Source organism: Streptomyces sp. NPDC049627, from assembly GCF_044465645.1.
In the GTDB taxonomy this organism is placed as follows: domain Bacteria; phylum Actinomycetota; class Actinomycetes; order Streptomycetales; family Streptomycetaceae; genus Streptomyces.
This window is the reverse complement of record NZ_JBITLW010000003.1, coordinates 565831-581180: the sequence shown is the minus strand read 5'-3', so window position 1 is coordinate 581180 and position 15350 is coordinate 565831. Positions and strand designations below refer to the sequence as shown.

Here is a 15350-nt window from a genome sequence, read left to right as displayed (position 1 = left end):
GCGGTCAGGACTGCGCAGCCCTGCGGTCGGTGATCAGGCTCATGTCGGCGTGGGCCAGGAGGCGGGTCGCCTCCCGCCCGCCCGTGGGCGCTCCCGCGAGGCCCAGTGCGGCGCTGTCGAGCAGCCGCGCCAGTACGGCGGCCTTGCGCGGGCCGTGGATGCCGAGCGCCCGGACCGGGTCGGTCTCTGGGTCTCCCCGTACGTCGATGAGGCGGACGACGACGTCCTCGCGCTGGAAGACGGTGCTGCGGTGCACGGGGCCGGCCGGGTCGGCCGCCGCGGTCTCGTCCTGCCGCGAGAGCAGCCTGGCCAGCGCCATCCCGCAGCCCTTGCGGGCCGGGTAGTAGAGGGCGTGCCGCGTGATGTCGCCGGGTTCCGGTCCGCCGCGTGCCACATGGTGGACGGCCGGCATGGCGGCGCGGGCGAAGAAGGCCCGCGCGGACTCGGGGTCGGACAGGTCCCGGTCCTGCTCCAGATGGGGGTTGATGGCCTCCTCGACGGCCCGGATCTCGGGCTGGCGCGAGACATGGCGCAGGGCCGCCATCAGGTCGCCCTCCACCTCCACGGTGCGCACGACCCGGTTGCCGTGCAGGAACAGGGTCGTGCGGCGCAGCCGCGTGGAGTCGTCGACGCGGGACTCGGGCGGCGCGTAGCCGGCGAGGATCTCCGCGACCTTGGACTCGGAGCCGGGCTTGACGGTGAAGGTCAGGGCGTGGCGCGTGACCCCGTCGCCGACCCGTACGTCCGGCTGGAGTCCGCCGATGCCCGGGCGGGCGCCGCCGGTCTCGCGGACGATGCCGTAGCGCATCGACTTCAGCTCACGGACGCAGTTCTGCAGGGGCTTGACCGTCTCGAAGTGCTCGTCACTGTTCACCCAGGCGAGGTAGGGCGGGGCAGTCGCCCACTCGCTCGTGATGAGCCACTGGGACGGGTTCTCCAGGGACTGGCACAACTGGTCACCGAGGTGACCGGGGACCGACGCGACGCGGTCGCGCATCTGCTCGTAGGCGTCGAGGAACTCCTGCTGGGCGCCTTCGTGGAGATCGACCAGCAGGGTGACGCGCATCCTGGAGCCGTCGAATGCCGACTGGGATGTGTAGGGCGAAGTGGTCATCCGAAAAGACCCTTCCTTCGCGGGAGCAAGCGGCGGCCGTCCCTGTCCACCAGCGGGAACGCGGGTTCCGGCCCTGAGCCTTCATCGTGGGTCAGGGCCACGGGGTCCGCGAGCCGCGCGGGCCAATTGAGGGAACTGCCCGCCGGGTACGCCGGAATGTGGGTATGGGCGGACTGCCGACACGGTGTCAGGCGAGTTCCGGGACGGCGGAGTCGCGGCCGGACCGTGGACCGAAGTACCCGTTCACGGCGGAGTGTTGGACACGGAAACGCGCCGGGGCGGGCGTACGGCTCCCGTACGTCCGCCCCGGCGCGCTGCGGCCTGTGGGCCGCGGCCTATTGGGCCAGATACCGCTCCACGGTCTCCACCTTGGAGGTGAGACCGTCCGTCACACCGGGCCTGATGTCCGCCTTGAGCACCAGCGACACGCGCGGTGCGCGCGCCTCGACGGCGGCCACGGCGCGCTTGACGACGTCCATGACCTCGTCCCAGCTGTCGCCCTCGATGGAAGTGAACATGGCGTCGGTGCGGTGGGGCAGACCCGACTCGCGGACGACCCGGACGGCGTCGGCGACGTACTCCCCCACGTCCTCGCCGACGCCGAGCGGCGTCACGGAAAAGGCGACGATCATGCGTTGACCTTGCCTTCCCGGCGGGCGCGGGCGGCGATGACCGCGTCCTCGGCCGCGCGCTTGAGCTTGCGCTCGGCGACGAAGCCGCCGGCCGGCAGGACGGAGAGGACGAAGTAGAGGGCCGCGGTCTTCAGGGACCATTTGGTGCGGTTCCAGGCGTCCGCCCAGAAGATCACGTAGAGGATGAAGAGGACGCCGTGGACCATGCCCATCACGGGTACCGCGTTGAAGTCCGTGGTCCGCTTCAGCACCGAGCAGACGAGCAGGAGCAGGAACGACACCGCCTCGGGGGCCGAGACGAGGCGGAGGCGGCGGAGGGCGGTGGCGGTCTTGATGTCCACGGGTCACCTTCGGTGGGGTTCGGTGGGAGAGACGTCGGTCGGCTCGGATCAGCTTGTGAACACAAGCACAAACGCCGGTCCATTGTGGCAAACGCCGGGCACGGGATCGGGTGCGGGGTCGGACGGCCGCCGAGTGGACGACAGCACCGCCCTTCCTCGCCCCCGCCGCCCCTACCCGTCCCATCCCCCAGGGGCTCCGCCCCTTCGACCCCGCCAGGGGGCTCCGCCCCCTGGACCCCCGCTCCTCAAACGCCGGAGGGGCTGGTTTTTCAGCCCGTCCGGCGTTTGAGGACGAGGCCCCTTAGGGCCGAAGCGGGGGTCTGGGGGCGGCAGCCCCCAGGGACGGGACGGGTAGGGGCGGCGGGGGCGAGGAAAAGCGAGCCTCGTAGCTGCGCGGACGGACCGTATGACGCAGGCCGGCGCCAGGAAGTAGGGGTGTCGTCAGGGGTGAAGTCCACCCCCGGGCTCTGTCGGCGGGGTGCGCCAGCGGCTACCTTCCCTGCGTGGCGATGTTCCGACTTCAAGGAAGCAAGGTGCTCGCCGTCGACATGACCGGAGACGCCGTGAAGGCCAAGAACGGCTCGATGGTCGCGTACGACGGGCAGATGGCCTTCAAGAAGATGAGCGGCGGCGGAGAGGGCATCCGGGGGATGGTCACCCGGCGGCTCACCGGTGAGCAGATGACGGTGATGGAGGTGAAGGGGCACGGGACGTGCTGGTTCGCGGACCGCGCCTCCGAGATCAACCTGGTGAACCTCCAGGGCGACAAGCTGTACGTCGAGTCGAGCAACCTGCTCGCGACCGACGCGGGGCTGCGCACCGGCACGACCTTCACGGGCATGCGCGGCGCCTCACAGGGCAACGGGCTGTTCACGACGACCGTCGAGGGGCACGGCCAGGCGGCGATCATGTCGGACGGGCCGGCCGTGGTCCTGCGGGTCAGCCCGCAGTATCCGCTGACCGTCGACCCGGGGGCGTACGTGGCCCACCAGGGGAATCTGCGGCAGTCCTTCCAGTCGGGTGTGACTTTCCGCACCCTCATGGGCGAGGGCGGCGGCGAGGCCTTCCAGATCCGCTTCGAGGGGGACGGGCTGGTGTACGTACAGCCGAGCGAGCGGAACACGATCGCGGGGGACGTGTGACATGGGCTTCCGCGAGATCAACTCCAAGATGATCGAGGCGACCGTCCTGCCTGGGCAGCGGCTGTTCAGTCAGCGCGGGGCCATGCTCGCCTACAAGGGCGAGGTGGCCTTCACCCCCAACATGGCCGGCGGCCAGGGCGGCATCATGTCGATGATCGGGCGCCGGGTGGCGAACGAGGACACGCCCCTGATGACCGTCGAGGGCAGCGGCACCGTCCTCTTCGGGCACGGCGGCCACCACGTCCAGGTGATCAACCTCACCGGCGACACCCTGTGCGTCGAGGCGGACCGCCTCCTCGCCTTCGAGGGCACCCTTCAGCAGGGCACGATGTTCCTCGGCTCGCAGGGCGGGGTCATGGGCATCGTCCGGGGGCAGATCAGCGGGCAGGGGCTGTTCACCACCACCCTGAAGGGGCACGGCGCGGTGGCCGTGATGGCGCACGGCGGCGTCTTCGAGATCCCGATCACCCCGCAGCGGCCCGTCCACGTCGACCCCCAGGCCTACGTCGCCCACCACGGCGACGTACGCAACAAGCTGTCGACCGCCCTGAGCTGGCGCGACATGGTGGGCCGCGGCTCCGGCGAGGCCTTCCAGCTGGAGCTCAGCGGCAACGGTGCGGTGTACGTCCAGGCGTCGGAGGAGAAGCTGTGAGCCACTACCCGGGCGCGGGACCCACGATCCACGACCCCGCGACGCTGCCCTCCGACGACAACGTCAACGCCTACACCTTCTGCGTGGAGCTCAAGGGGAGCCAGTGGTTCCTGCAGAAGGGGAAGATGATCGCCTACTACGGCTCCATGGAGTTCAACGGCATCGGGCACGGCGGACTGGACCGTCTTGTCCGTACGTCCTTTCATTCGCCTCTGCACGCGAGCGACTGGGTCGTCGCGGCGGGCTCGGGGAAGATGCTGCTGGCCGACCGGGCCTTCGACGTGAACTCGTACGACCTGGAAGACGGCAACCTGACCATTCGCTCGGGCAACCTGCTCGCTTTTCAGCCAAGTCTTGCCCTCAAGCAATCGATCGTGCCGGGTTTTCTGACACTCATCGGAACCGGAAAGTTCGTGGCCGCATCTAACGGTCCGGTGGTGTTCATGGAACCCCCGATCCGGGTGGACCCGCAGGCGCTCGTCGGCTGGGCCGACTGCCCGTCGCCGTGCCACCACTACGACCATGGCTACATGACCGGCGTAATGGGCGGTCTACGTGCACTGACGGGCCTCGGAGGGGCCTCCGGAGAGGAGCATCAGTTCGAGTTCGTCGGAGCGGGTACGGTCCTGCTCCAGTCGACCGAGACCCTCATGGCGGAGCAGGCCACGGGGGCGGTCCCGCCGGGCGCCGGAGTACCCGGTTCCAGTGGCACCCACACAGGCCCTTCACAAATGGCCGGTGTACCGCGCCTTCCCGGACAGCTGGGGGACCTCCAGCGTCGCTTCGGGCTGTGAGCGGTAGTCTGCGGAGTGTGACATCGAACGTGTGCGCACACAGTCATGCCACCGTGTGCGCACGGGTATGTCACAGAAACCCTCACTAGTTCGCCTTTCAACTTCTTAGGTAGACTTCATTCATGGAGACCGAGACGGCCACCCCCTGGCTGACTGATGCGGAGCAGTGCGCCTGGCGCACCCACCTGGAGGTCAACAGGCTGTTGACGTACCAGCTCGAGAAGGACCTGCAGCCGTTCGGCCTGACAATGAACGACTACGAGATCCTGGTGAATCTCTCCGAGTCGGAGGACGTACGGATGCGGATGAGTGACCTCGCGTCCGCCACCCTCCAGTCCAAGAGCCGCCTCTCCCACCAGATCACCAGGATGGAGAACGCGAACCTGGTCCGGCGTGAGAACTGCGAGTCCGACCGCCGCGGGCTCTACGCGGTCCTCACCGACCACGGCATGGAGACGATGAAGAAGGTCGCGCCGCACCATGTGGCGTCCGTGCGCAAGCACTTCATCGATCTGCTGTCCCCCGAGGCCCTGACGGAGCTCGACAAGGCCCTCAAGCCGATCGCGGAGCACCTGCGCGGTCATCGCGGGCGCCCGTAACGCCCGGGCGCACCCGGCGCCTACCGAGCCTGCGGCAGGCGGAGTTCGAACAGGGCTCCGCCCGCCGGCGCCCGGCCCACGGTGAGCGTGCCACCGTGCCGTACGGCGACGTCGCGGGCGATGGCCAGGCCCAGCCCCGCACCGCCGTCGTCGCGGCTGCGGGCCTCGTCGAGCCGTACGAACCGCTCGAAGATCCGCTCCCGGTCGGCCTCGGCCACCCCGTCCCCGTCGTCGGCGACGGCAGCGACGGCCCACTCCCCGTCCTTGCGGACGGTCACCGTGACCGCCGAGCGGGCGTGCCGCTGGGCGTTGTCCAGCAGGTTGGTGAGCACCCGGCCCACCTGCCCGCGCGCCCCCGCCACCTGAACGGCCTGCGCGCTGACCGTCACGTCCGCCCGCCCGTCGGCCCGCTCCCGGGCCAGCGCGCCGAGGTCGAACCGCGCGTCGCCGGGCCGCTCGCCCGCGTCCAGTCGGGCGAGCAGCAGCAGGTCGGCCGCGAGGTCCTGCAGCCGTACGGTGTCCTCCACGGCTCCGTCGAGGTCCAGCAAGTCGGGGTGCGCGGCGCCCACTTCGAGCTGGGTGCGCAGGGAGGCGATCGGGCTGCGCAACTCGTGCGAGGCGTCGGCGACGAAGCGGCGCTGGCGTTCCACCGAGGTCTGCAGGGCGGCCAGCGTCTCGTTGGTGGTCAGGGCGAGGTGGGCGACCTCGTCGTACGTGTCCGGCACCGGCACGCGGCGCGCGAGGTCCTCGGACGCGGTGATCGCGGCCATCTCGCTGCGGATGCCCTCGACCGGGCGCAGCGCGCGCCGGGTGACCAGCCAGGTCACGCCCGCGACGACGCCGAGCAGCAGCGGGAAGCCGATCAGCATCACGGTCAACGCCGTCTTGACGGCGCCCTGTTCGGCGGAGAGCGGCGCGCCCGCGTACACGGCGAGCGTGCCCCTGCCGTCGACCTCCACATGGACCTTGGCGAAGCGGTATTCGTCGGTCTCGCCGTCGACCGTGGCGGTGCCGTTCGTGAAGGTGGTGTGGTCGCTGACCTCGCCCGGTTCGAGGGAGGCGAGGGAGGAGTCGTCGTCCGCGTCGTCGTCGGAGTCGCCGGAGTCGCCGGAGTCGCCGGAGTCGCTCGCGGCTCCCCCGGGCGACGGCTGCGGCTGCGGTCGCACCGCGTCGGTGCCCGTGCCGCTGATCCGCTCCAGGTCCTCGCTCGCCGCGAGCAGCTTCCCGTCCTCGCCGACGATCTGGACCGGCACGTCCTTGTCCACCGACAGCCGGTCCTGCGGCTTGGTGAGCGCGATGTCCGAGGCGACGGCGCGTGCCGTGCGTTCCGCCTCCGTGGCGGCCTGCCCGATCAGGTTGGAGCGCAGCGACAGCAGCACGGCGGCCCCGGCCGCGACCAGCGCCACCGCGACGACGAGGGTGGCGGCCAGCGTCGCCCGGGACCGGACGGACCCGAAGAGGCGGCCCTTCACGCCGACGCCTCCGCTCTCTCCAGCCGGTAACCGGCGCCGCGGACCGTCCGGATGAGCCCGGCGCGCAGCTTGCGCCGCAGGGTGCTGACGTACACCTCGACGATGTTCGGATCGCCCTCGTAAGCGAAGTCCCAGACGTGCTCCAGGATCTCCGCCTTGGACACCACCTCGCCCGCCCGCACGACGAGCGTCTCCAGCACCGCGAACTCCTTGGCGGTGAGGGTCACTTCCGCGTCGCCGAGGAAGACCCGGCGCGCGGCCGTGTCGACCTTGAGATCCCCGTTGACGTGCACGGGAGAGGCCCCGGCGCCCTGACCCCCGCGCCGCAGCAGCGCCTTGACGCGGGCGACGAGGACGACGTACGAGAACGGCTTGGTCAGGTAGTCGTCCGCGCCGGTGTCCAGCCCCTCGGCCTCGTCGTACTCGCCGTCCTTGGCGGTGAGCATCAGGATCGGCACCTCGTGGCCGGCGGCGCGCAGGGCGGCGCAGACGCGGTAGCCGTTCATGCCGGGCAGCATGATGTCGAGGATCACGAGGTCGTACGACCCCTCCGAGGCCCGGTACAGCCCCTCCCGGCCGTCGTGGACGACGTCCACGGCGTATCCCTCGGCCGTCAGCCCTTTGGCGAGCGACAGGGCAAGGCGCTTCTCGTCCTCCACGATCAACAGGCGCATGCGTAAAGGTTCGCAAGGCGAAGCTGAAGATCTCTTCAGGGGGCTTCAGGTTCCGCTCAGCGTCGGTTCGGCAGATTGATTCCCGTCGAAACGAGAACGACTTGGGAGGAAACGGGATGAAGCGCAACATCGTGATCGCCACCGTCGCCGCCGCGGCCCTGATCGGAGGCGGCACCGTCGCGGCCTACGCCACCGGTGACGACGACAGCGCGCCCACGCAGCGCCCGTCGAACGCACGGGTCGCCGACGACCGGGACGACGACACCAGCGAGGTCCGTGCGCAGGCCGAGGCCGCCGAGGTCACCGCCGCCGACGCGATCGCGGCCGCGCTGCAGCACACGCCCGGCACGGCCGTCTCCGCCGACCTCGACGACGCCGGCCCGAAGGTCTGGGAGGTGAACGTCGTCAAGGGCGACGGCGCCGAGTACGACGTCCGGGTCTCCGCGGACGACGGCAAGGTCCTCGGCGCCCAGCGGGACGACGATGACGATGACGACAACGACGGCCGCGAGGACCTGGCCGCGCTGAAGGGCGCGGGTGTCGACGCCCGCGAGGCCGCACAGGCCGCCGCGGCGAAGGGCACCGTCACCGACGTCGACCTCGACGACGACCGCCCGGCGGCATGGAGTGTGGACACCACGAAGGGCGAGTGGAAGGTCGACCTCAAGACGGGCAAGGTCACCCAGGACCACGACGACCAGGACGGCCAGGACGACGGCGACGACGACTGACGTCGGGGTTGTCGGCCCGAAAGGGCCTCGTCCTCAAACGCCGGACGGGCTGAAAAGACGCGGGTCGGCATCGCCCCAAGGGGCGCGGGGAACAGCGCTACCAGCCCTCGACGGCCGTTCGTCGCGCATCCCGGCGTCAACCCCCGCGGCGCGAGCGAAGCATGGCGGAGCCCCAGGGGCTAGGCCCGCGTCAGGCCCGCCACCAGCTCGTCCGCCGCCCGGTACGGATCCAGGTCCCCGGCGACGATCTTCTCCGCCAGCGCCCCGAGCCGACGGTCGCCGTGGAGGTCGGCGATGCGTTCGCGCAGGGCCGTGACGGCGATGGTCTCCACCTCGCGGGCGGCGCGGGCGCGGCGGCGTTCGGCGAGGACGCCCCGCTCCTCCATCCAGGCGCGGTGCTTCTCCAGGGCCTCCACGACCTCGTCGACGCCCTCGGCGCGGGCGGCGACCGTCTTGACGATGGGTGGGCGCCAGTCGCCCGGGCCGCGGGACTCGCCGAGGCCGAGCATGTGGTTGAGCTCGCGGGCGGTGGCGTCGGCGCCGTCGCGGTCGGCCTTGTTGACGACGTACACGTCGCCGATCTCCAGGATGCCCGCCTTCGCCGCCTGGATGCCGTCGCCCATGCCGGGGGCGAGGAGGACGACGGAGGTGTCGGCCTGAGAGGCGATCTCCACCTCCGACTGGCCGACGCCGACCGTCTCGACCAGGATCACGTCGCAGCCCGCCGCGTCCAGGACGCGGATCGCCTGCGGGGCGGCCCACGCGAGGCCGCCCAGGTGGCCCCGCGTCGCCATCGAGCGGATGTAGACGCCCGGGTCGGAGGCGTGCTCGGACATCCGGACCCGGTCGCCGAGCAGGGCGCCGCCCGAGAACGGCGAGGACGGGTCGACGGCCAGGACGCCGACCCGCCTGCCCTGCTTGCGGTACGCCGTCACCAGCGCCGAGGTGGACGTCGACTTGCCGACGCCCGGGGATCCGGTCAGGCCGACGACGTACGCGTTGCCGGTCAGCGGGGCCAGCGCCGCCATGACCTCCCGCAGCTGCGGGGACGCCCCCTCCACCAGGGAGATCAGCCGGGCCACGGCCCGCGGCCGGCCTTCCCTGGCCTGGGCCACCAAGGTGGAGACGTCCTGCATCACAGCTCCGTTCACAAAGAAGGTCCTACAAAGGAGAACTCAGGCCTTGGGTACCCGCACGATCAGTGCGTCACCCTGACCGCCGCCACCGCACAGCGCGGCCGCGCCGATGCCGCCGCCCCGGCGCTTCAGCTCCAGGGCCAGGTGCAGGACGAGACGCGCACCCGACATACCGATCGGGTGACCCAGGGCAATGGCTCCGCCGTTGACGTTCACCCTTTCTGTGGACACTCCGAGGTCCTTCATTGACTGCACCGCGACGGCGGCGAAGGCCTCGTTGATCTCGATCAGGTCGAGGTCGGAGACCTCCAGGCCCTCCTTCTTCAGGGCGTGGAGGATGGCGTTGGACGGCTGGGACTGGAGGCTGTTGTCCGGACCCGCCACATTGCCGTGCGCGCCGATCTCCGCGATCCAGTCCAGGCCGAGCTCCTGCGCCTTGGCCTTGCTCATCACGACCACGGCGGCCGCGCCGTCCGAGATCTGCGAGGAGGAGCCGGCCGTGATCGTGCCGTCCTTCGAGAACGCGGGGCGCAGCTTGCCCAGCGACTCCGCGGTGGTGTCCCCGCGGATGCCCTCGTCCTTGCTGAAGAGAACCGGGTCGCCCTTGCGCTGCGGGATCTCGACCGGGGTGATCTCGGCCTCGAAGATGCCGTTCTTCTGCGCGGCGGCGGCACGCTGGTGGGACAGGGCGGCGATCTCGTCCTGCTCGGGGCGCTGGATGCCGAGGCGCGTGTTGTGCTTCTCCGTCGACTCGCCCATGGCGATGTTCTCGAAGGCGTCGGTCAGACCGTCGTACGCCATCGCGTCGATCATCTGCACCGCGCCGTACTTGAAGCCCTCGCGGGACTTCGGCAGCAGATGGGGGGCGTTGGTCATGGACTCCTGGCCGCCCGCGACGATCACGTCGAACTCGCCGGCGCGGATCAGCTGGTCCGCGAGGGCGATCGCGTCGAGGCCGGACAGACACACCTTGTTGATCGTGAGCGCCGGGACGTTCATCGGGATGCCGGCCTTGACCGCGGCCTGGCGCGCCGGGATCTGCCCGGCCCCGGCCTGCAGCACCTGGCCCATGATCACGTACTGCACCTGGTCGCCACCGATCCCCGCACGGTCGAGGGCGGCCTTGATCGCGAAGCCGCCGAGGTCGGCTCCGGAGAAGGACTTGAGGGAGCCCAGCAGCCGTCCCATGGGGGTACGCGCCCCCGCGACGATCACCGAGGTCGTGCTGTTCGATCCAGACATGAGGTGCGATCCCCTTCCGGCTGCACTGCCGAGGAGTGAACGAGGGTTTACTTCGAATGTACTGAGTGGCACTCCGTGCCGTCACCGGGCCGTCGGTGTGATCGCGCGCACGTTGCGTAACCACGGCGGGAGCGCTGCACTGAACACCATGCTGACGCGAATCGACCACATCGGAATCGCCTGTTTCGATCTCGACAAGACCGTCGAGTTCTACCGGGCCACTTATGGCTTCGAGGTGTTCCACTCCGAGGTCAACGAGGAGCAGGGCGTCCGCGAGGCCATGCTCAAGATCAACGACACCTCCGACGGAGGCGCCTCCTACCTGCAGCTTCTCGAGCCCACACGCCCGGACTCCACCGTCGCGAAGTGGCTCGACAAGAACGGCGAGGGTGTCCACCACATCGCTTTCGGTACGGCGGATGTGGACGGCGACGCCGCCGACATCAAGCAGAAGGGCGTACGCGTTCTGTACGAAGAGCCCCGGCGCGGCTCCATGGGGTCACGAATCACCTTCCTGCACCCGAAGGATTGCCATGGCGTACTGACAGAACTGGTCACTTCGGCGCCTGTTGAGTCGCCTGAGCACTGACCCTCGTACATATGGGCCGGTAGGGTTGGGGGCGGTCGCCGCTCAGTCCAGGGTGACCGCCATGTCCGGGGTCCGGGTTTCGGGGGACGAGGGTGGGGCAACAGCCCGTGCTCCGCCGTTGATCTGACACCATTCCCCGGGGGCCCCGTTCGGCGGATGGACGGTGCTCGTATGGAGAGACTTGCGACCAGGGGACGGATGGGACCGCGCAGTGCGGGGCTACGAACGCCAGGAGCGAGAGCCGGCGGCTGACGTCGACCACCTCTCTCGGTTCGAGGCCGAGATGGATCGGCTGAAGACCGAGCGGGAGAAGGCGATCCAGCACGCCGAGGACCTCGGCTACCAGGTCGAGGTGCTGCGCGCCAAGTTGCACGAGGCGCGGCGCACCATCATGTCCCGGCCCGACTTCGCCGGCGGCGACATCGGCTATCAGGCCGAGCAGCTGCTGCGCAACGCCCAGATCCAGGCCGACCAGCTGCGCCAGGACGCCGAGCGGGAGCTGAGCCAGGCCCGCGCACAGACCCAGCGCATCCTCCAGGAGCACGCCGAGCAGGCGGCCCGGCTCCAGGCCGAGCTGCACCAGGAGGCGGTCACCCGCCGCCAGCAGCTGGACCAGGAGCTGGCCGAGCGGCGCCAGACCGTCGAGTCGCACGTCAACGAGAACGTGGCCTGGGCGGAGCAGCTGCGCGCCCGCAGCGAGCAGCAGGCCCGCCGGCTCCTCGACGAGTCCCGTGCCGAGGCCGAGCAGGCCATGGCGGCCGCCCGTGCCGAGGCCGAGCGGCTCACCGCCGAGGCCCGCCAGCGGCTGCAGAGCGCGGCCGAGGAGGCCCGCGCGGAGGCCGAGCAGATCCTGCGCCGGGCGCGTACGGACGCCGAGCGGCTGCTGAACGCCGCCTCCACGCAGGCCCAGGAGGCCACCGACCACGCCGAGCAGCTGCGCAGCTCCACCGCGACCGAGTCGGACGCCGCCCGCCGGCAGGCCACCGAGCTCAGCCGGGCCGCCGAGCAGCGCATGACGGAGGCCGAGGAGGCGCTGCGCAAGGCGCAGTCCGAGGCCGAGAAGCTCGTCGCCGAGGCCAAGGAGAACGCCGCCAAGGCGCTCGCGTCCGCCGAGGCCGCCAACGAGACCCGCACGCGTACGGCGAAGGAGCAGGTCGCCCGGCTGGTCGAGGAGGCCACCAAGGAGGCCGAGAACACCAAGGCCGACGCCGAGCAGGTCATCGCCGACGCCCGCGCCGAGGCCGAGAAGCTGCTGGCCGAGGCCGCCGAGAAGGCCCGGACGATCACCGCCGAGGAGAGCGCCACCGCGCTGTCCAAGGCGGCCAAGACCGCCGAGGACGTCCTCAACAAGGCGCAGGAGGACGCGCAGAACACCACCAAGGCCGCGGCCGAGGAGGCCGAGCGCATCCGCAGGGAGGCCGAGGCCGAGGCGGACCGGCTGCGCGCCGAGGCGCACGACATCGCCGAGCAGCTCAAAGGCGCGGCGAAGGACGACACCAAGGAGTACCGCGCCAAGACGGTCGAGCTGCAGGAGGAGGCCCGCCGGCTGCGCGGCGAGGCCGAGCAGCTGCGCTCCGAGGCGGTCGCCGAGGGCGAGAAGATCCGCGCGGAGGCCCGCAAGGAGGCCGTCCAGCAGATCGAGGAGGCGGCCAAGACCGCCGAGGAGCTGCTGTCCAAGGCCAAGGCCGACGCGGACGAGCTGCGCCAGAAGGCCACCACGGACAGCGAGAAGGTCCGCACCGAGGCCATCGAGCGGGCGACGACGCTGCGCCGCCAGGCCGAGGAGACCCTCCAGCGCACCCGTCAGGAGGCCGAACGGCACCGCGAGGAGGTCGTCGAGCAGGCCGAGGGCATCAAGGCCGACGCCGAGCGCGCCGCGCGCGAGCTGCGCGAGGAGACCGAGCGTGCCGTCGAGGCCCGCCGGGCGGAGGCCGCCGAGGAGCTGACCCGGCTGCAGACCGAGGCCGAGCAGCGGCTCGCCGCCGCCGAGCAGGCGCTCAGCGACGCCCGTGAGGAGGCCGCGCGCATCCGCCGCGAGGCCGCCGAGGAGACCGACCGGCTCCGCACCGAGGCCGCCGAGCGGATCCGCACCCTGCAGCAGCAGGCCGAGGAGGAGGCCGACCGGCTGCGCACCGAGGCCGCGTCGGACGCGTCCGCGTCCCGGGCCGAGGGCGAGGCCGTCGCCGTACGCCTCAGGTCGGAGGCCGCGGCCGAGGCCGAGCGGCTGAAGTCGGAGGCCCAGGACACCGCCGACCGGGTACGGGCCGAGGCCCAGGCCGCCGCCGAGCGGCTCGCCACGGAGGCGTCCGAGACACTGGCCGCCGCCCAGGAGGAGGCCGCCCGGCGCCGTCGCGAGGCCGAGGAACTGCTCGGTTCCGCACGGCAGGAGGCCGACCAGGAGCGGGAGCGGGCCCGCGAGCAGAGCGAGGAGCTGCTGGCCTCCGCCCGTAAGCGGGTGGAGGAGGCGCAGGCCGAGGCGGTGCGGCTGGTCGAGGAGGCCGACCGGCGCGCCACCGAGATGGTCGGCGCCGCCGAGCAGCACGCCCAGCAGGTGCGCGACTCCGTGGCCGGACTGCACGAGCAGGCCCAGGAGGAGATCACCGGGCTGCGCAGTGCCGCCGAGCACGCGGCGGACCGTACCCGCCGGGAGGCGCAGGAGGAGGCGGACCGGGTCCGCTCCGACGCGTACGCCGAGCGGGAGCGGGCCAGCGAGGACGCGGGCCGCATCCGGCGCGAGGCGGGCGAGGAGGCCGAGGCCGCCAAGTCCCTCGCCGAGCGCACCATGGCGGAGGCGATCGCCGAGGCGGAGCGGCTGCGGTCGGACGCCTCCGAGCACGCCCAGCGGGTCCGTACCGAGGCGTCGGACAAGATCGCCGAGGCCGACCAGGCGGCCGCGCGCACCCGGGCGGACGCCCGTGAGGACGCCAACCGGATCCGGTCGGACGCGGCGACGCAGGCCGACACCCTCATCACCGAGGCGCGTTCCGAGGCGGAGCGGCTGCAGTCGGAGACGGTCGCGGAGGCCGACCGGGTGCGCGCCGAGGCGCTCGCCAAGGCCGAGAAGCTGGTCGGGGACGCGACCTCGGAGGCGGAGCGGCTGCGTGCCGAGGCCGCGGAGACCGTCGGGTCGGCGCAGGCGCACGCCGAGCGGATCCGCAGCGAGTCCCAGCAGCTCAAGGCGGACGCGGAAGCGACGGCCGAGCGGCTGGTCGCCTCCGCGCGCGAGGAGGCCGAGCGCACCCTCGACGAGGCCCGCAAGGACGCCAACAAGCGGCGCTCCGAGGCGGCCGAGCAGGTCGACAAGCTCATCACCGAGACCACGGCCGAGGCGGACAAGCTGCTCACCGAGGCGCAGACGCAGGCGCACAAGACGACCGCGGACGCCGAGGCGCAGGCCGACACCATGGTGGGCGCCGCCCGCAAGGAGGCCGACCGGCTGGTCTCCGAGGCGACGGTGGAGGGCAACTCCATGGTGGAGAAGGCCCGTACGGACGCGGACGAGCTGCTCGTCGGCGCCCGCCGGGACGCGACCGCCATCAGGGAGCGCGCGGAGGAGCTGCGCGACCGCATCACGACCGAGATCGAGAACCTGCACGAGCGGGCCCGCCGCGAGGCCGCCGAGACGATGAAGTCGACCGGGGACCGCTGCGACGCCCTCATCAAGGCCGCCGAGGAGCAGCTGGCCAAGGCGCAGGCCAAGGCCAAGGAGATCGTCTCGGAGGCCAACTCCGAGGCGGGCAAGGTCCGCATCGCCGCCGTCAAGAAGGCCGAGGGCCTGCTGAAGGAGGCCGAGCAGAAGCGGTCCTCGCTGATCAAGGAGGCCGAGGAGCTCAAGGCCGAGGCGATCCGCGAGGCCAGGCGCACGGTCGAGGAGGGCAAGCGCGAGCTGGAGGTCCTGGTCCGGCGCCGCGAGGACATCAACGCCGAGATCTCCCGCGTCCAGGACGTCCTGGAGGCGCTGGAGTCCTTCGAGGCGCCGTCCGCGGGCAAGGACGGCGGGGTCAAGGCCGGCGCGACGGTGGGCGCCCCCCGATCGGGTGGCAAGTCGCCGGACAGCTAGCCAAGAGACCGGACTCCGGTGTTTTCTGGGGCCTTTGACCAGATCTTTGGCAAGCAGTCCTGGGGTTAGCCACCCAAAAGGGGTGTCATTCTCCAGATCAAACACGCATCCGCTCGATGACACACCGCTTCGGCCCCTAGGATTCCACCTATCACCTCACCGGTCTCATTCG

At 71.3% G+C, this 15350-nt stretch carries 14 protein-coding genes; 7 read left to right on the top strand and 7 right to left on the bottom strand.

The annotated features are described in order from the left end of the window. Positions 1-4: 4 nt before the first annotated feature. The 3 genes from ACIBU0_RS11785 to ACIBU0_RS11775 form a co-directional block, all read right to left on the bottom strand. Complete coding sequence (locus ACIBU0_RS11785; protein ID WP_398815388.1) at positions 5-1114, bottom strand: SchA/CurD-like domain-containing protein; 1110 nt, start codon at positions 1112-1114, stop codon at positions 5-7. Between the two features lie 335 nt (positions 1115-1449). After that, positions 1450-1746: an MTH1187 family thiamine-binding protein gene (locus ACIBU0_RS11780; protein WP_398815385.1), complete on the bottom strand. Its 297-nt coding sequence runs from the start codon at positions 1744-1746 to the stop codon at positions 1450-1452. Beyond that, positions 1743-2087 (bottom strand): DUF3817 domain-containing protein, encoded by a 345-nt coding sequence (locus ACIBU0_RS11775; RefSeq protein WP_398815382.1) that lies wholly within the window; start codon positions 2085-2087, stop codon positions 1743-1745. Before ACIBU0_RS11775 ends, ACIBU0_RS11780 begins: the two co-directional genes overlap by 4 nt. A 509-nt stretch (positions 2088-2596) precedes the next feature. Here ACIBU0_RS11775 and ACIBU0_RS11770 point away from each other — a divergent pair. The 4 genes from ACIBU0_RS11770 (at position 2597) to ACIBU0_RS11755 (ending at position 5274) form a co-directional block, all read left to right on the top strand. Further along, positions 2597-3229 (top strand): AIM24 family protein, encoded by a 633-nt coding sequence (locus tag ACIBU0_RS11770; RefSeq protein ID WP_398815573.1) that lies wholly within the window; start codon positions 2597-2599, stop codon positions 3227-3229. Position 3230: 1 nt separating this feature from the next. Further along, complete coding sequence (locus ACIBU0_RS11765; RefSeq protein WP_398815379.1) at positions 3231-3881, top strand: AIM24 family protein; 651 nt, start codon at positions 3231-3233, stop codon at positions 3879-3881. Next, a complete protein-coding gene (locus ACIBU0_RS11760; protein ID WP_398815376.1) occupies positions 3878-4675 on the top strand; it encodes an AIM24 family protein in 798 nt (265 codons plus the stop codon). Before ACIBU0_RS11765 ends, ACIBU0_RS11760 begins: the two co-directional genes overlap by 4 nt. A 122-nt stretch (positions 4676-4797) precedes the next feature. Then, the gene (locus ACIBU0_RS11755; RefSeq protein WP_398815373.1) at positions 4798-5274 is read left to right on the top strand and encodes a MarR family winged helix-turn-helix transcriptional regulator; all 477 of its coding nucleotides are present in this window, start codon (positions 4798-4800) and stop codon (positions 5272-5274) included. Positions 5275-5294: 20 nt separating this feature from the next. Here the strand turns inward: ACIBU0_RS11755 and ACIBU0_RS11750 are convergent, their stop codons facing one another. Both ACIBU0_RS11750 and ACIBU0_RS11745 read right to left on the bottom strand, forming a co-directional pair. Continuing rightward, on the bottom strand, positions 5295-6746 hold the full coding sequence (locus ACIBU0_RS11750) for a sensor histidine kinase (protein WP_398815370.1): 1452 nt from the start codon (positions 6744-6746) through the stop codon (positions 5295-5297). After that, positions 6743-7420, bottom strand: a complete 678-nt coding sequence (locus tag ACIBU0_RS11745; RefSeq protein ID WP_398815367.1) for a response regulator transcription factor — start codon at positions 7418-7420, stop codon at positions 6743-6745. The genes ACIBU0_RS11750 and ACIBU0_RS11745 overlap by 4 nt, the downstream gene beginning before the upstream one ends. A 116-nt stretch (positions 7421-7536) precedes the next feature. Between ACIBU0_RS11745 and ACIBU0_RS11740 the strand changes: the two genes are divergently transcribed. Further along, complete coding sequence (locus ACIBU0_RS11740) at positions 7537-8151, top strand: PepSY domain-containing protein (protein ID WP_398815364.1); 615 nt, start codon at positions 7537-7539, stop codon at positions 8149-8151. A gap of 179 nt (positions 8152-8330) precedes the next feature. Here ACIBU0_RS11740 and meaB read toward each other — a convergent pair whose 3' ends face one another. Together meaB and ACIBU0_RS11730 are read right to left on the bottom strand one after the other, a co-directional pair. After that, the gene (meaB, locus tag ACIBU0_RS11735; protein WP_398815361.1) at positions 8331-9287 is read right to left on the bottom strand and encodes a methylmalonyl Co-A mutase-associated GTPase MeaB; all 957 of its coding nucleotides are present in this window, start codon (positions 9285-9287) and stop codon (positions 8331-8333) included. 39 nt (positions 9288-9326) lie between these two features. Continuing rightward, the gene (locus ACIBU0_RS11730; RefSeq protein ID WP_398815358.1) at positions 9327-10529 is read right to left on the bottom strand and encodes an acetyl-CoA C-acetyltransferase; all 1203 of its coding nucleotides are present in this window, start codon (positions 10527-10529) and stop codon (positions 9327-9329) included. Positions 10530-10677: 148 nt separating this feature from the next. Here ACIBU0_RS11730 and mce point away from each other — a divergent pair, with 148 nt between their 5' ends. Beyond that, positions 10678-11118, top strand: coding sequence for a methylmalonyl-CoA epimerase (mce, locus tag ACIBU0_RS11725; protein ID WP_398815570.1), 441 nt, complete (start codon positions 10678-10680; stop codon positions 11116-11118). 211 nt (positions 11119-11329) lie between these two features. Continuing rightward, a complete protein-coding gene (scy, locus tag ACIBU0_RS11720; RefSeq protein WP_398815355.1) occupies positions 11330-15178 on the top strand; it encodes a polarized growth protein Scy in 3849 nt (1282 codons plus the stop codon). The last annotated feature ends 172 nt before the right edge of the window (positions 15179-15350 follow it).